This window comes from Pseudoalteromonas sp. J010 (genome assembly GCF_003934235.1).
Classification (GTDB): Bacteria; Pseudomonadota; Gammaproteobacteria; order Enterobacterales; family Alteromonadaceae; genus Pseudoalteromonas; species Pseudoalteromonas peptidolytica.
This window is the reverse complement of sequence record NZ_RDBW01000052.1, coordinates 29,577-50,325: the sequence shown is the minus strand read 5'-3', so window position 1 is coordinate 50,325 and position 20,749 is coordinate 29,577. Positions and strand designations below refer to the sequence as shown.

General features: G+C 44.3%; 19 protein-coding genes. 11 read left to right on the top strand and 8 right to left on the bottom strand.

What is annotated here, in order from left to right; translation table 11 throughout:
- Positions 1–281 precede the first annotated feature (281 nt).
- The 8 genes from EAG18_RS21190 to EAG18_RS21155 are packed head-to-tail and all read right to left on the bottom strand — an operon-like array spanning position 282 to position 8,541.
- Entirely contained in the window at positions 282–944 is a 663-nt protein-coding gene (locus EAG18_RS21190; RefSeq protein WP_125254337.1) for a CoA transferase subunit B, read from the bottom strand.
- 9 nt (positions 945–953) lie between these two features.
- The gene (locus EAG18_RS21185; protein WP_125254336.1) at positions 954–1,652 is read right to left on the bottom strand and encodes a CoA transferase subunit A; all 699 of its coding nucleotides are present in this window, start codon (positions 1,650–1,652) and stop codon (positions 954–956) included.
- A 27-nt stretch (positions 1,653–1,679) separates the two neighbouring features.
- Positions 1,680–2,588 carry a hydroxymethylglutaryl-CoA lyase gene (locus EAG18_RS21180; RefSeq protein ID WP_125254335.1) on the bottom strand — a complete coding sequence of 303 codons (909 nt, stop codon included), beginning with the start codon at positions 2,586–2,588 and terminating at the stop codon, positions 1,680–1,682.
- Positions 2,588–4,531 carry an acetyl/propionyl/methylcrotonyl-CoA carboxylase subunit alpha gene (locus tag EAG18_RS21175; RefSeq protein WP_125254334.1) on the bottom strand — a complete coding sequence of 648 codons (1,944 nt, stop codon included), beginning with the start codon at positions 4,529–4,531 and terminating at the stop codon, positions 2,588–2,590. The genes EAG18_RS21180 and EAG18_RS21175 overlap by 1 nt, the downstream gene beginning before the upstream one ends.
- An 8-nt stretch (positions 4,532–4,539) precedes the next feature.
- Entirely contained in the window at positions 4,540–5,322 is a 783-nt protein-coding gene (locus tag EAG18_RS21170) for an enoyl-CoA hydratase-related protein (protein ID WP_125254333.1), read from the bottom strand.
- A gap of 9 nt (positions 5,323–5,331) precedes the next feature.
- The gene (locus EAG18_RS21165; protein WP_125254332.1) at positions 5,332–6,939 is read right to left on the bottom strand and encodes a carboxyl transferase domain-containing protein; all 1,608 of its coding nucleotides are present in this window, start codon (positions 6,937–6,939) and stop codon (positions 5,332–5,334) included.
- A 9-nt stretch (positions 6,940–6,948) separates the two neighbouring features.
- Positions 6,949–8,124 carry an isovaleryl-CoA dehydrogenase gene (locus EAG18_RS21160; protein WP_125254331.1) on the bottom strand — a complete coding sequence of 392 codons (1,176 nt, stop codon included), beginning with the start codon at positions 8,122–8,124 and terminating at the stop codon, positions 6,949–6,951.
- Positions 8,125–8,148: 24 nt separating this feature from the next.
- Positions 8,149–8,541, bottom strand: a complete 393-nt coding sequence (locus EAG18_RS21155) for a MerR family DNA-binding transcriptional regulator (RefSeq protein WP_099643874.1) — start codon at positions 8,539–8,541, stop codon at positions 8,149–8,151.
- Positions 8,542–8,857: 316 nt separating this feature from the next.
- Between EAG18_RS21155 and EAG18_RS21150 the strand changes: the two genes are divergently transcribed.
- From EAG18_RS21150 to EAG18_RS21100, 11 genes are all read left to right on the top strand, one after another.
- Positions 8,858–10,036: an acetyl-CoA C-acyltransferase gene (locus tag EAG18_RS21150; protein ID WP_125254330.1), complete on the top strand. Its 1,179-nt coding sequence runs from the start codon at positions 8,858–8,860 to the stop codon at positions 10,034–10,036.
- Positions 10,037–10,133: 97 nt separating this feature from the next.
- Entirely contained in the window at positions 10,134–11,624 is a 1,491-nt protein-coding gene (locus EAG18_RS21145; protein WP_125254329.1) for a CoA-acylating methylmalonate-semialdehyde dehydrogenase, read from the top strand.
- 107 nt (positions 11,625–11,731) lie between these two features.
- Positions 11,732–12,889 carry an acyl-CoA dehydrogenase family protein gene (locus EAG18_RS21140; protein ID WP_125254328.1) on the top strand — a complete coding sequence of 386 codons (1,158 nt, stop codon included), beginning with the start codon at positions 11,732–11,734 and terminating at the stop codon, positions 12,887–12,889.
- A gap of 10 nt (positions 12,890–12,899) precedes the next feature.
- Positions 12,900–13,676, top strand: coding sequence for an enoyl-CoA hydratase (locus EAG18_RS21135; RefSeq protein ID WP_125254327.1), 777 nt, complete (start codon positions 12,900–12,902; stop codon positions 13,674–13,676).
- Positions 13,676–14,815 carry an enoyl-CoA hydratase/isomerase family protein gene (locus tag EAG18_RS21130; RefSeq protein ID WP_125254326.1) on the top strand — a complete coding sequence of 380 codons (1,140 nt, stop codon included), beginning with the start codon at positions 13,676–13,678 and terminating at the stop codon, positions 14,813–14,815. Before EAG18_RS21135 ends, EAG18_RS21130 begins: the two co-directional genes overlap by 1 nt.
- Positions 14,816–14,827: 12 nt before the next feature.
- Positions 14,828–15,715, top strand: a complete 888-nt coding sequence (gene mmsB / locus EAG18_RS21125) for a 3-hydroxyisobutyrate dehydrogenase (protein WP_125254325.1) — start codon at positions 14,828–14,830, stop codon at positions 15,713–15,715.
- Positions 15,716–15,721: 6 nt separating this feature from the next.
- A complete protein-coding gene (locus EAG18_RS21120) occupies positions 15,722–16,483 on the top strand; it encodes an SDR family oxidoreductase (RefSeq protein ID WP_125254324.1) in 762 nt (253 codons plus the stop codon).
- Positions 16,484–16,597: 114 nt separating this feature from the next.
- On the top strand, positions 16,598–17,002 hold the full coding sequence (locus EAG18_RS21115; RefSeq protein ID WP_125254323.1) for a VOC family protein: 405 nt from the start codon (positions 16,598–16,600) through the stop codon (positions 17,000–17,002).
- 384 nt (positions 17,003–17,386) lie between these two features.
- Positions 17,387–18,805 carry a hypothetical protein gene (locus EAG18_RS21110; RefSeq protein ID WP_125254322.1) on the top strand — a complete coding sequence of 473 codons (1,419 nt, stop codon included), beginning with the start codon at positions 17,387–17,389 and terminating at the stop codon, positions 18,803–18,805.
- Between the two features lie 436 nt (positions 18,806–19,241).
- Positions 19,242–19,781 (top strand): heme NO-binding domain-containing protein, encoded by a 540-nt coding sequence (locus tag EAG18_RS21105; RefSeq protein WP_125254321.1) that lies wholly within the window; start codon positions 19,242–19,244, stop codon positions 19,779–19,781.
- A gap of 4 nt (positions 19,782–19,785) precedes the next feature.
- Positions 19,786–20,745: an ATP-binding protein gene (locus EAG18_RS21100; protein ID WP_125254320.1), complete on the top strand. Its 960-nt coding sequence runs from the start codon at positions 19,786–19,788 to the stop codon at positions 20,743–20,745.
- Positions 20,746–20,749 lie beyond the last annotated feature (4 nt).

Sequence of the window (20,749 nt, the reverse complement as noted above, 5' to 3'; positions counted from 1 at the left end):
CTAACAGCGTTAAAAGTTTCTTATTTAGAACAACTAAATAGCAAAATTTTTGCCTTGCCTACAGGACGTAGGTACCTCGGCGTGAGCAGGACGCGGAAGCGGTGTTATCGACAAGATTTTCTCACCTCAAAATAGACCACTTAATTAAGAAAATTGGTATAAAGTGAAGGTTTTTTAATGAGAACAAGAAAAAAAACCCCTCTTGCGAGGGGTTTTGGGTAACTCAGCGCCTTTGGCACTRGGAATGAGGTCGGTACATTTTTGGGTAATGTGGCGGCTTATTAAGCCTCAAACTGCATCTCAGGAATATCGCCATCAACGATAAGTTTACCCGCAGTTTTGCTGATTATTTCATCAACACTAACACCCGGTGCGCGTTCTAGCAAATGGAATGCGCCATCTTTTACTTCTAACACAGCCAAATCAGTGACAATTTTCTTTACACAGTTCACGCCAGTAAGCGGGAGTGTGCATGATTCAAGTAGTTTAGAGTCGCCGTGTTTACTAGCATGGGTCATGGTCACTATGATGTTGCGTGCACCAGCAACTAAATCCATTGCACCACCCATGCCTTTGATTAATTTTTTCGGGATCATCCAAGACGCGATATTGCCTTGCTGATCAACTTCAAATGCACCTAGTACCGTTAAGTCTACATGACCACCACGGATCATGGCAAAGCTTTCTGCACTATTAAAAATTGCTGCACCCGTCGCAGCTGTCACGGTTTCTTTACCAGCGTTTATCATATCAGCGTCAACTTGGTCTTCGGTTGGGTAGGGACCCATGCCTAGCAAGCCATTTTCTGATTGCAGCATTACTTCAATGCCGCTAGGTACATAGTTAGCAACTAAGGTTGGAATGCCTATGCCTAAGTTTACGTAGTAACCATCTTCTAGCTCTTGCGCCACGCGCATCGCAATTTGTTCACGATTTAAACCCATGATTGCCTCCTATTTGCGCGTTGTGACACGTTCAATACGTTTTTCAAAGTCACCTTTGATCACGCGATTGACATAAATGCCCGGGGTGTGGATTTGGCTCGGCTCAAGCTCGCCGGGCTCCACAATTTCTTCTACTTCAGCTACCGTGATTTTCCCAGCTGTTGCCGCCATCGGGTTAAAGTTCATTGCGGTATGGCGAAATACTAAGTTGCCATAGCGGTCAGCTTTCCACGCTTTAACAATAGCGAATTCACCGGTGATCGACTCTTCTAAAATATACGGCCGGCCATCAAATTCCTTTACTTCTTTACCTTGTGCGACAGGTGTACCATAACCTGTTGCTGTGTAAAAAGCTGGGATCCCAGCACCACCTGCGCGCATTTTCTCTGCAAGCGTCCCTTGTGGTGTCAACTCAACGTCGATAATGCCGTCAAGAAGTTGCTGTTCAAACAGCGCATTTTCACCGACATAAGATGCAATGATTTTCTTAATCTGACGATCTTTAAGCAAAATACCTAGACCAAAATCATCGACGCCACAATTGTTTGAAACAACAGTCAATTCTTTTGTTTGCATGCGCTTAATTTCTGCAATTAAGCCTTCTGGAATACCACACAAGCCAAAGCCACCTGCGATGATGGTATCACCATCTTTCAGACCTGCCATCGCTTCGCTGTAGCTTGATACGACTTTATCGAAACCGGCCATAAGCCCACTCCTAATGATGTTATTGTTTTAAGATTGACAAGTTTGTTTGAGTGCCAACGACACTTTACTGCTTGGTGTCTTACCTAGCGCATCACAAATTGTCCATCCTGCTTTTGCTAGCCTTTCTAAATCAATTCCACACTCAATGCCAAGCCCTTGCAGCAAGTAAACTACATCCTCAGTGGCAACATTTCCTGACGCACCTTTGGCGTAAGGGCAACCACCGAGCCCTGCAACGGCGCTATCAACAGTCGCGATCCCCATTTGTAGAGCAGTGTGAATATTCGTTAACGCTTGTCCGTAAGTATCATGGAAATGCACCGCAAGCTTGTCAGCTGGGATATGTTGGAGTAACAAGGTGAGCAACTGCTGGACTTTTTTAGGTGTACCAACACCGATAGTGTCACCTAGGCTAATTTCATAACAACCAAGTGACAACAATTGTTTACATACCGCTAAAACTTGCTCTGGTTGTACAGCTCCTTGATATGGGCAGCCAACCACACAGCTTACATAACCTCTTACTTTTATGTTGTTTTTTTGTGCAAGGTCAACAACGGGGCGAAAGCGCTCAATGCTCTGTTCAATAGTGCAGTTGATGTTTTTTTGGGTGAACGTTTCACTAGCTGCTGTAAAAATAGCAAATTCGTCAACCTGATTCTCAAGTGCAAGCTCAGCGCCTTTGAGGTTTGGCGTCAGCGCACTTATTTCAACGTCATCACTACGCGTAAAGCCTTGAATAACCGCAGCTGAGTCAGCCATTTGTGGCACCCATTTGGGTGACACAAATGCACCAGCTTCAATGTGCTTGAGGCCAGCATCTTTAAGTGCGTTAACCAGCGCTATTTTAGCTTCAGTGGCAACACTGACTTCATTTTGTAAGCCATCCCGTGCACCTACTTCTACAATTTTTACGCGAGCCGGATAGTCAGCCATTAGTCTTGCTCCTCAACAATCGCCAGCATATCGCCATGACTGACCAACTCACCCTCTGCAAAGCAGTATGAAGTCAACTTGCCATCAAAAGGCGCATTGAGGGTATATTCCATTTTCATGGCTTCTATTATCACTACAGCATCACCTTTGCTGACTTGGGTGCCGACGGACAATAAATGCTTAACGACAGTGCCGTTTAATGGGGCAGCCAAAGGCGCAGCTTCGTGCTCATGATCGCTAATATAATGCTTTGACTTAAGCTCAACGGTATGTTGATGAGGGCCATACATAATGGTAATGGCGGTTTCGGTGACAATCGCACTTGCGCGTAATCGGACACCATCAATGATTACCGTTAACTGGTGTCCTTCTAATTCACATTCAACATGATGGATTTGCTCGTTTAACGAAATCTTCCAACCATCTTGAGATTGATAGGCACAGGCAGCATGATCCACAAATGGCAAATCCACTTTCGCGGTTTGATTAAGTCTAAAGCCTAAGTTTCCCCACACCGTCTTTTTACGTGGTTGTTGGTGGCTAAGATAGGCTGCACCTGCTAGTAGCACCATTTTATCCAACGGCGTATTCGATTGAGTTAGCACCTCAGTTTGCGTATCAATAAAGTGGGTATCTGGTGCACCGGTTGTAAAAGTAGGGTGTCCAGCTAGGTGGTGCAAAAATGCGATATTGGATTTTAAACCACACAGATGGACTTGCTCTAAACTTGATTTTAGTTTGAGTAATGCTTGCTCGCGGTTTTTGCCGTGAGCAATCAGCTTTGCGATCATAGGATCGTAAAACGGGCTGATCTCATCGCCTTGCTGCACGCCTGTGTCAATTCTTACGCCATCTTTGGCTGCAGGGAAGCTAAGGTGAGCTAGTACACCTGAAAACGGCATAAAGTTCTCTTCAGGATCTTCTGCGTAAATACGTGCTTCAAAGCTATGACCAGATAACGAAACCTGCTGTTGAGTCAGCGGCAGCGGTTCACCCGCCGCGACCATTAATTGCAATTCGACTAAGTCAAGACCAGTTACCATTTCTGTTACTGGGTGCTCTACTTGTAGGCGAGTATTCATCTCCATAAAGAAAAATTCATCACCACAAAGTAAGAATTCCACAGTACCAGCGCCGCGGTAATTAATCGCTTGCGCACAGCGTACTGCTGCTTCACCCATGGCTTTGCGCATCGCATCACTCAAACCTGGTGCGGGCGCTTCTTCAATCACTTTTTGGTGGCGGCGCTGTAGTGAACAGTCCCTGTCACCGAGATAAACACAGTTACCGTGGCTATCAGCGAAAACTTGTACTTCAACATGACGAGGTTTATCTACAAAGCGTTCAAGCAGTACTAAGTCATTGCCAAAACTTGCCGCCGCTTCACGTTTAGCCCCATGTAGAGCGGATAGAAACTCGCTACTCTCACGTACCACGCGCATGCCTTTACCGCCGCCGCCGTATGCGGCTTTGATAAGTACCGGAAAACCGATTTTTTCCGCTTCGGCTTGTAAGAAATCATCTTCTTGTTTGTCACCATAATACCCGGGAACTAGAGGCACATTGGCGTCATTCATGATTTCCTTAGCACGGGTTTTTGAACCCATCGCTTCAATTGAACTTGCCAGCGGACCAATAAACGCAATATCCGCCGCCTCACACGCTTTGGCAAATACTTCATTTTCAGATAAGAACCCGTAGCCTGGATGAATACAATCCACATCAGCAGCCTTTGCCACTTCAAGGATTTTTTCTGCCACCAAATAAGACTCTTTAGATGGTGCTGGACCAATGTGGTAAGCTTCATCAGCGGCCTTAACGTGCATCGCATTGGCGTCAGCATCAGAGTAAACCGCTACAGTGGTTAGTCCCATTTTCTTCGCGGTACGCATCACGCGACAGGCAATTTCACCCCGGTTTGCGACTAGAATTTTAGTTAGCATATTGACTCCTATTCGTGCGCGGCGTTTTGCCAGCGTGGCGCACGTTTATCGAAAAAGGCACTAAGACCTTCTTGCCCTTCTTCACTGACTCTAATCTCAGCAATACGCTTTGCTGTATGGGTGATCAACGCTTCGTTGATTTCGTTGCCTGCAACTTCGTTGATAAGTGCTTTGGCATTTTTAACCGCAGCAGGGCCATTATTTAGCAGCAGCTGTGTGAAGTCAGACTCACTTTTAACTAAATCGTCACTGAGCTCATGGATTAATCCCATTTCAAGAGCTTTTTCAGCGTTGAATACCTCAGCAGTTAAAAAGTAGCGTCTTGCTTGGCGCTCACCAATGGCTTTTATAACATAAGGACTAATCACAGCCGGAATAAGGCCAAGCTTGACTTCACTTAAACAGAATTTGGAGTTGTGCTGTGCAATGGCGATATCACAACAGGCGATTAATCCTAGTGCACCGCCAAAAGCTGCTCCTTGCACTAGGCATAATGTCGGGTGGGGACAAGTAGCTAAAACCTGCATTAATTTGGCAAGTTCTAGTGAGTCTGCGACGTTTTCGTCGTAGTTATTGTCTGCCATGGATTTCATCCACGCCAGATCAGCGCCAGCTGAAAAGTGTTTGCCTTCGGTTTTAAATATCAAAGCGCGCACATCCAGGCCGCTGGCATAGTCGATATTTTTGATAAGTTCGGCAATCACCTCTGCATTAAAGGCATTGTGTTTTTCTGGGCGACTTAGCTCTAAGATCGCCACTTTGTTTTTTGTTATCGTTAAAGTGACAGGCATCGGTGCTCCTTACATTCTGAATACGCCAAATTTAGACTCTTTTTGCGGCGCATTGCTCGCAGCTTCTAAGGCAAGACCAAGTACAGTGCGTGTATCCGCAGGGTCTATAACGCCATCGTCCCAAAGCCGAGCACTCGCGTAGTAGGGGTGGCCTTGTTTTTCGTATTGCTCAATGATCGGTTTTTTAAACTCGCTCACTTCGGCATCACTCATGCTAAGCCCTTTGCGCGCTAAACCATCTTGTTTTACCTGTGTTAATACACCTGCAGCTTGTTCGCCACCCATCACAGAGATCCGTGCATTTGGCCACATCCACATCATAGTTGGTTCGTATGCTCTACCACACATACCATAGTTACCAGCACCGTATGAGCCGCCAATTAATACCGTAAATTTAGGCACATCAGCACAGGAAACCGCTGTAACCATTTTGGCGCCATGTTTGGCAATACCTTCAGCTTCGTATTTTTGGCCGACCATAAATCCAGTAATGTTCTGTAAAAACAGTAGTGGAATATTGCGCTGTGCACAGAGCTGAATAAAGTGTGCGCCTTTTTGTGCAGATTCAGAAAAGAGAATACCGTTGTTTGCTACGATCCCCACAGGGTGACCATAAATCTCGGCAAAACCAGTCACTAGCGTTTCACCAAAGTAGCGCTTAAATTCATCAAACTGCGAGTCATCGACGATACGGGCAATGACTTCACGGACATCGAACGGTTTTTTCAGATCTGTGCCGACAATGCCATATACCTCACTGATATCATAACGTGGCGGTTTGGCATCTTGGAGTAGTGACCTCGTTGGGCGCTGATGATTAATTCGCGATATACATTGTCTTGCGATAGACAGTGCATGTTCATCATTTTCTGCATAGTGATCGGCCACGCCTGACACTTTACAATGCACATCTGCGCCGCCTAAGTCTTCTGCACTCACTTCTTCACCCGTGGCCGCTTTAACAAGTGGCGGGCCTGCTAAGAAAATGGTGCCTTGTTCTTTAACGATAATACTTTCATCAGCCATTGCTGGCACATAGGCGCCGCCTGCGGTACATAATCCCATAACCACAGCAATTTGCGGGATCCCTTTAGCAGACATACGAGCCTGATTATAAAATATCCGACCAAAATGCAGCTTGTCTGGAAATACTTCATCTTGCTCTGGCAAGTTTGCACCACCTGAGTCTACTAAATAGATACACGGAAGGTGGCAGCGCTCAGCGATTTCTTGTGCTCGTAGGTGTTTCTTGACCGTCAGTGGAAAGTAAGTCCCACCTTTGACTGTCGCATCATTTGCCACAATCATACACTCAACACCTTTCACGCGTCCGATCCCTGCAACGACACCGGCACAGGGAATATCTTGTTCATAAACACCAAAAGCGGCGAACTGGCCGATTTCTAAAAATGGTGAGCCTTCGTCGAGTAAAGTTTCAATGCGGTCGCGGACAAATAACTTACCACGACTTTGATGACGAGCGATGAGTGCTTCACCGCCACCTTGGCTTAGTGTTGCCACTTTATCTTTAAGATCAGCAACCAGCGATGTCATGGCATCGCTGTTTGCTTTGAATTGCGGATCATGAGGATTAACCGCAGAATTTAGTACCGTCATACAGCGCTCCTAGCGGCTTTCGTTGAACAGCTCACGTCCGATAAGCATACGGCGGATCTCAGACGTACCAGCGCCAATTTCATAGAGCTTGGCATCGCGAAGTAGGCGGCCTGTAGGGTATTCGTTGATGTAGCCGTTTCCACCTAGTAATTGAATGGCATCAAGTGCAAGTTTGGTTGCAAGTTCTGCGGCATATAAAATTGCCCCTGCGGCATCTTTACGCGTGGTTTCGCCACGGTCACAGGCTTTTGCTACAGTATAGACGTATGAGCGTGCTGCATTCATTTGCGTATACATATCAGCAACTTTACCTTGCACTAGCTGAAATTCACCGATTGACTGGTTAAATTGTTTACGCTCATGAATATATGGGACTACAACATCCATACAAGCCTGCATGATACCCAGCGGGCCGCCGGCCAATACTACACGTTCATAGTCAAGGCCGCTCATCAGCACCTTTACGCCTTCGTTGTATTCACCTAGGATGTTTTCAGCGGGTACCTCGCAGTTTTCAAACACCAACTCACAAGTGTTTGAGCCACGCATGCCAAGTTTGTCTAGCTTTTGTGCTGTTGAAAAACCGGAGAAGGTTTTTTCTACGATAAAGGCTGTGATCCCACGAGGTCCTGCATTGACGTCTGTCTTTGCATAAATGACGAAAACGTCTGCATCAGGGCCATTAGTGATCCACATCTTATTTCCGTTCAGGATGAACTTATCACCTTGCTTTTCAGCACGCAGCTTCATTGAAACGACATCAGAACCTGCATTTGGCTCACTCATTGCCAAGGCACCGATGTGCTCACCACTAATTAGCTTAGGTAAGTACTTTTCCTTCTGCGCTTGGTTACCGTTGCGGTTAATTTGGTTTACACAGAGGTTTGAATGTGCGCCGTAACTTAAGCCGATTGAGGCACTTGCACGACTGATCTCTTCCATTGCAATTACATGCTCAAGGTATCCCATATTTGAGCCGCCAAATTCTTCAGGGACGGTGATCCCAAGTAGACCCATTTCACCAAACTTTGGCCACATCTCGTTCGGAAACGCGTTTTCCTGATCTGTTTTTTCAGCCAGTGGGGCAATTTCGCTGGTAGCAAAACTATTGACATGATCTCGGATCATGTCTGCTGTTTCACCTAGTCCAAAGTTCAATTCTTTATATAAAGATACTGTGCTCATCGGTATTCATCCTGTTGTGAGAGTTTATTTTTCGAGCTCGTGTAATGTATCGCGACAACGACGTTCAGCCGTTACCAATTCCATTAAGACAACTTTGATGTCGTCCATTTGTTGGCTTAAATCGGCTTTTTTCTCTTCAATGAGTTGCAACATGGTTTTAAGCTGCTTTTCACTAGATTTGTCGGCATCATAAAGCTCAAATAAGCGGCCAGTTTCAGCAAGTGTAAAGCCAAGGCGTTTTCCGCGAAGGATAAGTTTTAAACGGACTTTGTCGCGTTTGGAGTAAATACGCGTTTGTCCTTGGCGCTTAGGAGAAAGGAGTCCTTGATCTTCGTAAAAACGAATACTGCGAGTAGTAATATCAAATTCTTTAGCTAGCTCGCTGATTGAATAGGTTGGTTCATTTATTTCTTGCATTTCTATTTACACTTACAACGTCACTGATTAGACCAATATAAGTGAAGTTTACGTAAAGGTAAAGTAAGAATGGTAGATCCTGCTTTAGTCGTATAAAAGCAGCAATTAGGCTTGTATGAAATGTCATCAAACCTTAACTCGAGCTAGACAGAATAAGCGTTGGCAATAAATCTGTGCAATTAATCTTTACAGTTGCAGCAATCTCATTTGCCTTGATTTTAGATTTACGTTGGCGTAAACGTAAATATTATGTATGCTCGAATACAGAGTCAAATATTAATGAGCCAAAGCATGGCTTGTCTACAGGAGTTTTGCAATGAGTAACGAAGCTGTTGTCATCGTCGCTGCTAAGCGTACACCAATGGGTGGATTTATGGGAAGCCTATCTGGCGCTGCTGCGACAGAGTTAGGCGCCACTGCTATTAAAGCAGTGATGAATGAAACAGGTCTCAATGACGCCAGTATAGATGAAGTGATCATGGGGTGCGTGTTACCCGCAGGTCTTGGTCAAGCGCCTGCACGTCAAGCTATGCTGCATGCAGGTCTTGCCCGTTCAACAGGAGCGACGACAATCAACAAAGTGTGCGGTTCAGGCCTGAAGGCGGCGATGTTCGCGCATGATCTCATCCGCTCAGGTAGCATTAATTCTGCCATTGCAGGCGGCATGGAAAGCATGACTAATGCGCCTTACTTTATTCCAAAAGCCCGTGGCGGCATGCGTATGGGTCATGGCGAAATCAAAGACCATATGATGGCTGATGGCTTAGAAGATGCTTATGACAACAAGGCGATGGGCTGCTTTGCGCAAGATACAGCAGACCAATATGACATTACTCGTGAGCACATGGACGAATTTGCCTTGGGCTCATTGAGTAAAGCAAATGCGGCAATCGAAAATGGCAGTTTTGCCAATGAAATTGCTCCTCATGTGATTAGCACGCGCAAAGGGGATGTTGAGGTAAACACTGACGAGCAACCAGGTAATGCCCGCCCAGATAAAATTCCATCACTTCGTCCAGCATTTAAAAAAGATGGCACGATCACCGCGGCTAACTCATCATCTATCTCAGACGGTGCCGCAGCGCTTGTTCTAATGAGTGAAACAGAAGCGAAAAAGCACGGTTTGACACCACTTTGTAAGATTGTTGCTCATGCGACTCATTCACAAGCGCCAGCTGAATTTACCGTTGCGCCAGTCGGTGCGATGAATAAGCTGCTTGAAAAAGCAGGTTGGTCGACTGCCGACGTTGACCTTTGGGAAATCAATGAAGCGTTTGCCATGGTGACTATGTTGGCTATCAACGAAATGCACTTAGATAGCAATAAAGTCAACGTCAATGGTGGTGCTTGTGCGCTTGGTCATCCAATCGGCGCGAGCGGTGCACGTATCTTAGTTACACTTATCCATGCACTGAAAAACCGTGGCTTATCAAAAGGTGTGGCGTCACTATGTATCGGTGGTGGTGAAGCTGTCGCACTCGCAGTAGAAGTTTAAGTCTCTGCAATTTATTTCGTTCCAAGGGGCGCTGCGTCTTCCATAATTCTAATCATTCACGCAGCGCATTAACTCGTTTTATGGGGAGGAGTGCTTCATGCACCAAGTACCTTTATACATCAACGGTGAATTTTCACAGTCTCAGTCTGACAAATGGTTAGACGTTGTTAACCCTGCTAATCAAGAAGTATTAGCAAAAGTGCCTTGTGCGACTAACGAGGAAGTACAAGCTGCAATTCATTCAGCTCAAGAAGCGTTTAAAACGTGGCGTAATGTGCCGGTAACCGAGCGTGCGCGAATTATGATGCGTTATGCGGCGTTACTTAAGGAGCATCAAGAAGAAATCGCAACCATAATCTGTCATGAATTAGGCAAGACGTTTGAAGATGCAAAAGGGGATGTGTGGCGCGGTATCGAAGTGGTCGAGCAAGCATGTAATGCCCCTTCAATGATGATRGGCGAGACGGTAGAAAACGTTGCCCGAAATATCGACACCTATTCATATACCCAACCACTAGGCGTTTGTGCAGGTATTACGCCATTTAACTTCCCAGCGATGATCCCGCTGTGGATGTTCCCAATGGCAATTGTATGTGGTAACACCTTTGTACTTAAACCATCAGAGCAAGACCCACTAACGCCAATGCGCTTGGTTGAATTGTTTGAAGAAGCCGGTGCGCCAAAAGGCGTACTTCAAGTTGTGCACGGGAGTAAAGATCAGGTTGATCAAATTCTTGAAGCGCCGGAAATTCGTGCGGTTTCGTTTGTGGGGTCTTGTGGTGTCGGTCAGTACATTTACAGCAAAGGTACGCAGAATCTTAAACGTGTTCAAGCGTGTGTAGGTGCGAAAAACCATATGGTTATCATGCCAGATGCGAAAAAAGAGCAAGTGATCAATAACCTTGTTGGTTCTTCGGTTGGCGCGGGTGGTCAGCGCTGTATGGGGATCTCAGTCGCGGTATTTGTAGGGCAATCACAACAGTGGGTCGATGAACTAAAAAACGCCATGGCGAAGGTTCGTCCTGGCGTGTGGGATGATCCAGAAGCTGCTTATGGTCCGCAAACGACTCCGCAGGCTAAAGCGCGGATTCTATCGCTGATTGACAGTGGTAAGCAGCAAGGCGCAACGTGTTTGCTAGATGGCTCTGAGTATACCGTTGAGGGTTATGAAAATGGTAACTGGGTAGGTCCAACGCTGTTTTCAAACGTCACAACTGACATGGATATCTACAAAGAAGAAATCTTTGGCCCAGTCCTTTGTTGTGTATTTGTCGATAGTTTAGATGAAGCAATTACCCTTATTAATAACAACCCGTACGGTAACGGCACCTCATTATTCACCGCAAGCGGTGGTGCAGCGCGCAAGTTCCAGCGTGAAATTGAAGTGGGTCAGGTAGGGATTAATATTCCTATTCCAGTGCCATTGCCGTTCTTCTCATTTACCGGTTGGAAGAACTCATTCTACGGCGACCAACATACCTATGGTAAACAAGGCGTGCGTTTCTATACCGAAACCAAAACGATTACCTCACGCTGGTTTGACGATGAGGCAGTCAGTGGTCCAAATATGAGTATCAACCTTAGATAACTCATATTGCGCAGCGTGCTCTGCAGGGGGAGCACGCTTATTTTTACCAAAACGATAAGAATTACCGACACACATTCAGGGTGTCAGAACAGCAAGAGAGGTCTACCGTGGACTTTAACCTAAACGAAGATCAACAAGCATTTGCCGACATGGCGTACCAATTTGCAATGAGCGAGCTTGCTCCACATGCTGCAAAATGGGATCAAGAGCACATTTTTCCAAAAGACGTAATTCAAAAAGCAGGTGAGCTTGGTTTTTGCGGTCTATATACACCAGAAGAGGCAGGTGGTCTGGGTTTATCTCGCCTTGACTCAAGTATTATTTTCGAACAGCTTTCAATGGGTTGTACAGCGACAACCGCCATGTTGACTATTCATAACATGGCAACGTGGATGATAGCGAGCTTTGCAACTGACGAAACCAAAGCAAAGTATATGGATCAGTTAGTAACGGGTGAATTATTGGCCTCGTACTGTCTAACAGAACCAGGATCTGGCTCAGATGCTGCATCACTCAAAACAAAAGCGATAAAAGAAGGTGATGAGTATGTCTTGTCTGGTTCTAAAATGTTTATCTCAGGGGCAGGTGAAACGGACGTATTAGTGGTAATGGCAAGAACAGGTGAAGCAGGCCCTAAAGGTATCTCAGCCTTTGTTGTTCCTGCCGATGCTGAAGGCGTTATTTATGGCAAAGCAGAAGAAAAAATGGGTTGGAATGCACAACCCACGCGCCTTATCACGCTTGAAAATGTCAGGATCCCAGCTGCAAATCTGCTAGGCCAAGAAGGCGAAGGCTTTAAATTTGCGATGCAAGGCCTTGATGGTGGTCGCATTAATATTGCAACTTGTTCGATTGGCACAGCCCAGCAGGCGCTCAATACCGCCAAGCAGTATATGCAGGAGCGTTCTCAGTTTGGTAAACCGTTAGCGGCGTTCCAAGCACTACAATTTAAAATTGCAGATATGAATACAGAACTTGTGGCTGCGCGCCAAATGGTTCGATTGGCGGCATTTAAACTGGATAGCAATGACCCAGAAAAGACCACTTATTGCGCTATGGCAAAGCGATTTGCCACTGATGTAGGCACTAAGGTGTGTGACGATGCACTGCAAATTCACGGTGGTTATGGGTACATCAAAGAGTATCCATTGGAGCGCCACCTACGTGACGTACGTGTTCATCAGATCCTTGAAGGTACAAACGAAATCATGCGTGTAATTATTGCACGTCGGATCTTAGCTGAAGGCGCGGCAAGCGTCCTATAAGGAGAGCATCATGACTGCACAATTAAAACTCGAAAAACAAGGCCATACTGCTGTTGTTACTATGTCAAATCCACCTGCGAATACGTGGACGAAAGACACACTAACGGCACTTAAAAATCTAGTAATCGAATTGAACGCGGATAAAGAAACCTATTCTTTAGTGATCACTGGTGAAGGCGAAAAGTTCTTTTCAGCCGGTGCGGATCTCAATGTATTTGCCGACGGTGACAAAGGAGTTGCTGCGGACATGTCTCGAGTATTTGGCGAAGCGTTTGAAACACTCAGCGACTTTAGAGGCGTATCCATTGCCGCCATCAATGGGTTTGCAATGGGTGGCGGTTTAGAAGTCGCACTAGCGTGCGATATCCGCATCGCCGAAGCTCAAGCACAAATGGCACTTCCTGAGGCAAAAGTTGGATTGTTGCCTTGTGCTGGCGGCACACAAAACTTGTCATGGCTTGTAGGCGAAGGCTGGGCAAAGCGTATGATTTTATGCGGCGAACGCTTAAAAGCCGACAAAGCACAGCAAATTGGCTTAGTTGAAGAAGTGGTCGAGCAGGGTAAAGCGCTGGAAGCTGCGCTCGAATTGGCAAAGAAAGTAGAAGATCAAAGCCCTGTTGCAGTGACGGCTTGTAAAGCTCTTATTCAAAAAGGCCGCACAGGCACAATCAATAGTGCATTGCCTCTTGAACGTGAACTCTTTGTAACCTTATTCGATACCCAAGATCAAAAAGAAGGCGTAAACGCATTTTTAGAGAAACGCAAAGCGAATTGGGTAAATGGCTAATGATTGAATTCGAGTTAATAAATCACGAAGAGGCACCGGTTTTATTCGAGCAAGCAACATGCCATAACGGGATGAAGATAGCGCTGGCGACATTAAATGCACCAAAAGCGTTAAATGCTTTAAACCTCGATATGATCCGTTTGCTTGCACCACAACTGGATATTTGGGCAAACGACCCACAAATTGCAATGGTGGTATTAAAAGGAGCTGGAGAAAAAGCGTTTTGTGCTGGCGGCGATGTAGTGAGCTTATATCGCGAAATGTCATCAGATACGAGTAACGCATTAATCGAAACTTTTTTCGGTGAAGAGTATCGGTTGGATTATCAAATCCATAACTATGATAAGCCAATCCTACTTTGGGGTAATGGCATCATCATGGGCGGCGGACTAGGCTTAACGGCTGGCGCAAGTCATAAAGTGATGACAGAGACTTCACGTATTGCTATGCCAGAAATCACCATTGGCTTATACCCTGATGTTGGCGGTAGCTATTTCCTCAACAAGATGCCAAAAGGTGTTGGATTGTTTTTGGGACTCACAGCTGCAAACATTAACGCTTCGGATGCCAAGTTGGTTGGACTTGCCGATCACTTTATGGACTCAGAAAAACTCGGCCTACTTTTACAAAACTTAGGTGAAGTCAACTGGGGAAAAACCAATGTGCTAAACCACGAAAAGCTGACTCAGTTGTTGTTATCTCTAGATGAGGCTTCCCATGCACCACCAAAAAGCGAAATTAAACCACTGATTAAAGCGTTCGAAGCGCTTGATGAGAAAGATGATTTATCAGAGCAGGTTGATTTTATTTTAGGACTGGATAGTACTGACAACAAGTGGTTGAGCAAAGCTCAAATGGCGTTAAAACATGGCTCACCATTGAGTGCCGCACTGGTAAAAGCACAGCTTGCTAGAAGTGAAGGTAAAACACTTAAAGACTGTTTTAAGCAAGAATTAGGAATGTCGGTGACTGCTGGCGAGTTTGGTGAGTTTCAAGAAGGTGTTCGTGCGCTGCTTATCGATAAAGATGGCAAACCAAATTGGCGATTTAAATCGGTTGCAGAGGTTCCTAATGACGTAATAGAACGTTTTTTCGCACCTCGATGGGATGAAAACGATCATCCTTTGCGTGACTTATAAGGAGTGACATAAATGGCACAAGTAGGATTTATCGGCTTAGGTAACATGGGGGCTCCAATGGCCCTTAATTTATTAAAGGCTGGCCACCAAGTATGTGTTTTTGATTTGAACCCTGAGGCTGTAGCGGCACTTGAGGCAAGTGGTGCAACAAAGGCGGCGGTTGTTAGCGATGTGTGCCGTGAAGCAGATTATGTGATAAGCATGCTACCTGCAGGCAAACACGTGCGTACGGTATATACAGCTGAAGATGGACTCATTAACTATTTGTCTAAAAACACACAGGTGATTGACTGCTCTACCATTGATGCTGCATCCGCTCAGTTTGTTGGGAAAACATTAGCAGAATCGGGTATTTCATTTGTCGATGCGCCTGTGTCTGGCGGTGTGGCAGGTGCAGCGGCCGGTACCTTAACTTTTATTGTCGGCGGTAATAAAGCAGACTTTGAACGTGCGCATGTGGTACTGACCAATATGGGTAAGAACATTTTCCATGCAGGCGACATTGGCGCAGGACAAGTCGCTAAGATATGTAACAATATGCTGTTATCAATACTGATGGCGGGCACAAGTGAAGCGCTGCAAATGGGGGTCGATCATGGTTTAGATCCGAAAGTATTAAGCGAAATCATGCTCAATAGCTCAGGCCGTAACTGGACACTTGAGCTTTACAACCCATGTCCTGATGTACTAGAAAATGTGCCTTCTTCGAATGGTTATAAGCCGGGCTTTATGGTTGACTTAATGGCTAAAGATCTTAGTCTAGCGATGCAATCTGCGCAGCAAACAAATTCAGCGACGCCGATGGGGGCACTTGCAAAGAATTTGTATAACCTGATGCAAAATCAGGGTAAAGGCAATGAAGACTTTAGCGCGATTTTTAAGCTTTATTCAGAGAAATAGAACATTATGGATATTAACAGTAAAACAGTTGTGATCACCGGTGGTGCGCAAGGCTTAGGTCTTGCAATGGCGACTGAAATGGCAAAGCAAGGTGCAAATCTTGCGCTAATTGATATGCAAGAAGACGTTTTAGCAGAAGCGAAGCACGAACTTGCTCAATTCGGCACACAAGTTAACACGTATGTCGCTAATGTTAGTCAAGAATCAGACGTCGAAAATGTGTTTAATGCCATCGTAAATGACTTCGGCGATATTTCGGTATTGATAAATAATGCAGGTATTTTGCGTGACGGTTTGCTACTCAAAGCGAAAGATGGTCAAATTATTGATAAAATGTCGCTATCGCAATTTCAGTCCGTTATTGATGTTAATCTAACCGGTGTTTTCTTGTGCGGCCGTGAAGCTGCTGTCAAAATGGTAGAAGCTGGTAATGGTGGTGTGATCATAAATATGTCGAGCGTTGCACGCGCTGGTAATATGGGGCAAACCAACTATTCAGCGGCAAAGTCAGGTGTCGTTGCGATGACAACGAGCTGGGCGAAAGAATTAGGTCGCTTTGGTATTCGAGTAGGGGCAATCGCCCCAGGTGTCATCCGAACAAAGATGACTGATGCAATGAAGCCTGAAGCCAAAGAACGTTTGGTAAAAATGAAACCAGTCGGACGTCTTGGTGAAGCGCAAGAAATTGCCCATACCGCAAAATATATTATTGAAAATGATTTCTTTACAGGGCGTGTCGTCGAAATTGATGGCGGTATTCGTTTGTAACGAAAAGGCTTGGTTTTACAGCGTGTATTCCAAGTTCCTATTTGAGTGTGTGAAGCGGTAATGTAAATTACCGCTTTTTTATTTTAAAGATATTGAATGCTCGAGGAGAAATGTTTGAAATTGTCTGGAATACATCATGCCGCCATTATTTGTTCCAACTACCAAAGATCTAAGGTGTTTTACACCGAAGTACTCGGTCTTCGTATACTTAATGAAAACTACCGCAAAGATAGAGAATCATATAAATTAGATTTGGCGTTACCTGACGGCAGCCAAATTGAGTTGTTCTCGTTTCCAAATCCACCAAGACGGATATCACATCCAGAAGCGCAAGGATTGAGACACTTAGCATTTAGGGTGAATGATATAGATGCTTGTATTGCGCATCTTTCACAGAATCAAGTCGCTGTTGAGCCCATTCGAATAGATGAATATACGGGTAAACGATTTACCTTTTTCAGCGATCCAGACGGTTTACCACTGGAGCTTTACGAACAAGGTTGCGACCACTACCTCTGAAAAGATACACAATTATGTATAGAGTCTTAATGACAGATATTAGGTGGGTCTTAAATAAAGGAACAAATTGGGTAAAGTTTATTCTGTCTTTGTCGATAAAAGGTAATGGCGCTTGCGCCAACCGATTTTGTAATAACTTCATTACGCAAACGCATTAATTTGAAATGAAAAAATAGTTTTAGTAGCAATGGTTTGTTGCTCTTCAAGCGCTAGCCTAACCAGAGTTATATTGCCGATAGTTACGGTGTTTTAAATAAGAAGTTTTTAACGGGGCTAGCGTGTGATTTACTTGCGCAAATGGAGCAAGTATTGAGATAAAACCGTATTATTTTCAAAGTTGAGCAGAAATTTAATGCAGTTGCTACCATAACAAGGATCCAAGTTATGAACATTAAGCCACAACTCCATACAAGTAATGTGAAAGTGAGCGCGTCGAATTCATCAGACAAAATGACTGAGGCACTGACAGCATTCGCAAATGATAAAAAAAATGACGATAACTCTGAGCTATTGAAAAATAATAGCAATTTCACTATAGACTTTTCTTACACTCAGCCTCCAGTTACTTATGATCCTCGAATGATCCGTGGTATTGAGCTTAGGACAATCGGATTACAGCATTATGGTATTCATCGAGAGCACATTGGAACAGATGAAAATGGGCGCGTTTATAAAGATACCTACGGCGACTTTGAAGGGCGAGAAAAAATTGATGAATTCTTGTCAATATTCGATCGTTTAAGTGAAGAAAGACAATTTGAATTTGCGCACTTCAAACCAACACAAGCGCTTCTTGATGTTGCCAATAGACTGAGTGATGAGGAGCTAGGACAACTAACGGATTTTATTGTCCAGTCTCTATCGGTAAATAGCTTTGAACAACGTAGAAATGACTATTCAACAGAGTTAATAAACAAACTTAACGGTATGAGTGATGAGGTGTTACAAGACACCATTCAGACGATGTCTAAATTAATGGAGCAAGCCGATAATAAAGTGTTTGAGGATCCCGTTTTTCCACCTTATTTACTTGATGAAGATGGCCGAGTAGACACGGACTTGCAATATACCGAAAGTGGCATTTTTGAACATGTAAATACATATGGGGATATGAACAATCAGCTTTTAAATGATTTTGCTCAATTTGTTATTAGTAATAAGTTTTCTGACGGAGAAATTTTAGACCTCAATGCTAAGTTCGTTAGTGCTGATTTCGACACGAGTCGAGGTCTATTGGATATGGCGACTTTAGTGAAGCCAAATGATCGTACAAGTTTTATGGAAATGTTGAGCGAAATAGATACTGAGGAGCCCGGTAATTTATTTGCAAGACTCAGTAAGCTCAATTATGAAAATGAGAATACAGAGTATTTTAAAACAAATAATCAAGAGTATATAAAGTTTGAGGGTAAACCCGCCGATGACAACGAAAAAAGCCGTTTATATAAACAGTTAATTAAAGCCTATGAAAACCAAGGATTAGGATGGATGAATGACGTGATGGAAGAGTCACAGGGAATGCCTGTCAGGGCTGAATTAGACATGTGGTTATCTGTATTAGAAGATGTTGAAGAAAATCCAGAAGCATTTAAGCGCTCTGACTCAGTGGAGACCTGGATGGAAAACAACCTAGCAGGAATTGTTAGTAACTATTATCAGGGTATTAAGGAAAAGCTGTTCAGGCATAATGATGAACAGGATCTTCCACTTATCATGTCGGGACTTGAGAGAATTACACTAGACAGTCAAAGTGATGAAGAAGCTGAACTTGGCGATGCGGCGAATACATCAGTGAACGAGTAGAAATATACTGTATTTCTTTATTCATGTTCTACACTTACATAAAGCACAAAGTGCACTACCTTTTGAAAGTCACGCTTTTAATGTGGCACTGAGTGCTTTGCCAAAGAGTGAGTAGAATTAAACCAAAGAGTCAATCAAGTTGATGAACAGAATGTACCAAAGTCAGTAAAATTGGCAGATAGGATATTAAAGGCGCTGTCGAAGGTGTGCACTATAAGGCATTAATCTTACAGTGCTTTTCACTGGAATTTGCCTTGTTGATAGTACTGCGCTGTGTCTGACTAAAGATGGGTATATATCTTTTTCTAGTGCAGCAAAAGGCATGCTGTTTGTTGGTTGTATATGTCAACGGTAATACACTTGGTATCAACACTACCCTCTTAACCTGACAAATATTGAATTAAAAAACGGAATAACCTTGTGATAGGAGAGCGTGATGCGTGGTGTTGTGTTCAGAGGTCTAGAAGAGTTAGCCATCGAAACCATCGGTATGCAGGAGTGGGATGAATTACTTGAAACCTACGCGCCGCAGGGGAGAGTATATGTGTCGCCCACGGCATATCCAGACGAGGAATTATTTGCATTAGCTCAGGGTGTCGCAAGTAAACTTGATAAACCATTAACCGAAGTATTAGCGATATTTGGACAGTCTTTGTTTGGATTTTTGGCTAAAAAGCATGTGGGGATTTCGTCTAAGTTTAGTTCATTTGAAGAGCTGGTGGTGTCGATTGACAGCGTCATTCACATGGAAGTTAAAAAGCTATATGACGAACCTAACTTGCCTTCCATCACCACAACTATTGAGAACGATAAAACCATCATACTCAAGTACAAGTCAAACCGAAAGCTATGCTTTTGCGCGGAAGGCCTCCTCCATGGTGCAGCGCAACATTATAATAGAGTACTCAGAATAGAGCACCCCCAATGTATGCACGAAGGCGCCGATCACTGTGTACTGATTTTGCATTTGGATTAAGTTGATGTCTGATCCTAATGACTACAAAAAAGCGTACCTTCGCGAAAAGCAAGCGAGAGATGAAGTAGAGTCTTTACTTGAAGAAAAAACCAGAGCCTTATATCTTGCCAATCAAACACTAGAGCGCCAATTGGAGCAGCTAAAGAACCAGCAAGCTGTGCTTATTAATAATGAACGTATGGCGACCTTGGGTTCTTTGTCTGCTGGTGTTGCTCATGAATTAAATAACCCTCTAGCCTACGTTAGAGGTAACCTTGAGTCGCTAAATCACTACTTACCTGCATTACAAGAACTACTTAATTTAGCGAGTATGGCAGGACATACTGACAACGATCAGATGCTAAGTACGCAACTAAAAGAGGTGTATGTTACTCAACGGCTCAATGATATTTCGGAAGATCTACCAGATCTCATCAACGATACGCTACACGGTTGTGAACGTATAAAAATCATAGTTAGTGATCTGATGAATTTTTCGCGTTCAAATAATGATAGCTTCTCAAGCATTGCGCTAAAACCTATAGTAGAAGACACGTTACGCTTACTGAGTGGACAGCTTAAGAGTTACGATTTAGTCATTGCTATTGAAGATGTTGCGCCAATCCTTGGTAAGGATGGTGCTATAAAGCAAGCCATCATTAATTTACTTGCAAACGCCAAGTATGCGGTTGATAGGGATCATAAGCCCCATAAAACAATAGAAGTTCTGCTTGCTCCGGGCAATGACAAAGAAGTCATTTTGAGTATCAGTGACAATGGTATTGGCATTGACCCAGATATTATAAGTCGACTATTTGACCCATTCTTTACTACCAAGCCTGTGGGTGAAGGAACGGGGATGGGGCTTGCTGTCACACATGCAATTATAAAGGAACATCGTGGAAGTATTACGGTGCAAAGTGAAGAGGGGGTAGGGAGTCACTTTACTATTACTTTTCCTACTGAACATATCGAAGCTGAGTAGTTTG

What these genes read in the sequence shown, in the direction of transcription:
- EAG18_RS21135 (WP_125254327.1), top strand. Translation starts at nt 12,900, where the DNA reads ATGACTGCACAATTAAAACTCGAAAAACAAGGCCATACTGCTGTTGTT.
- EAG18_RS21170 (WP_125254333.1), bottom strand. Translation starts at nt 5,322, where the DNA reads ATGCCTGTCACTTTAACGATAACAAAAAACAAAGTGGCGATCTTAGAG.
- EAG18_RS21175 (WP_125254334.1), bottom strand. Translation starts at nt 4,531, where the DNA reads ATGCTAACTAAAATTCTAGTCGCAAACCGGGGTGAAATTGCCTGTCGC.
- EAG18_RS21110 (WP_125254322.1), top strand. Translation starts at nt 17,387, where the DNA reads ATGAACATTAAGCCACAACTCCATACAAGTAATGTGAAAGTGAGCGCG.
- EAG18_RS21100 (WP_125254320.1), top strand. Translation starts at nt 19,786, where the DNA reads ATGTCTGATCCTAATGACTACAAAAAAGCGTACCTTCGCGAAAAGCAA.
- EAG18_RS21150 (WP_125254330.1), top strand. Translation starts at nt 8,858, where the DNA reads ATGAGTAACGAAGCTGTTGTCATCGTCGCTGCTAAGCGTACACCAATG.
- EAG18_RS21155 (WP_099643874.1), bottom strand. Translation starts at nt 8,541, where the DNA reads ATGCAAGAAATAAATGAACCAACCTATTCAATCAGCGAGCTAGCTAAA.
- EAG18_RS21185 (WP_125254336.1), bottom strand. Translation starts at nt 1,652, where the DNA reads ATGGCCGGTTTCGATAAAGTCGTATCAAGCTACAGCGAAGCGATGGCA.
- EAG18_RS21165 (WP_125254332.1), bottom strand. Translation starts at nt 6,939, where the DNA reads ATGACGGTACTAAATTCTGCGGTTAATCCTCATGATCCGCAATTCAAA.
- EAG18_RS21130 (WP_125254326.1), top strand. Translation starts at nt 13,676, where the DNA reads ATGATTGAATTCGAGTTAATAAATCACGAAGAGGCACCGGTTTTATTC.
- mmsB (WP_125254325.1), top strand. Translation starts at nt 14,828, where the DNA reads ATGGCACAAGTAGGATTTATCGGCTTAGGTAACATGGGGGCTCCAATG.
- EAG18_RS21160 (WP_125254331.1), bottom strand. Translation starts at nt 8,124, where the DNA reads ATGAGCACAGTATCTTTATATAAAGAATTGAACTTTGGACTAGGTGAA.
- EAG18_RS21105 (WP_125254321.1), top strand. Translation starts at nt 19,242, where the DNA reads ATGCGTGGTGTTGTGTTCAGAGGTCTAGAAGAGTTAGCCATCGAAACC.
- EAG18_RS21120 (WP_125254324.1), top strand. Translation starts at nt 15,722, where the DNA reads ATGGATATTAACAGTAAAACAGTTGTGATCACCGGTGGTGCGCAAGGC.
- EAG18_RS21190 (WP_125254337.1), bottom strand. Translation starts at nt 944, where the DNA reads ATGGGTTTAAATCGTGAACAAATTGCGATGCGCGTGGCGCAAGAGCTA.
- EAG18_RS21180 (WP_125254335.1), bottom strand. Translation starts at nt 2,588, where the DNA reads ATGGCTGACTATCCGGCTCGCGTAAAAATTGTAGAAGTAGGTGCACGG.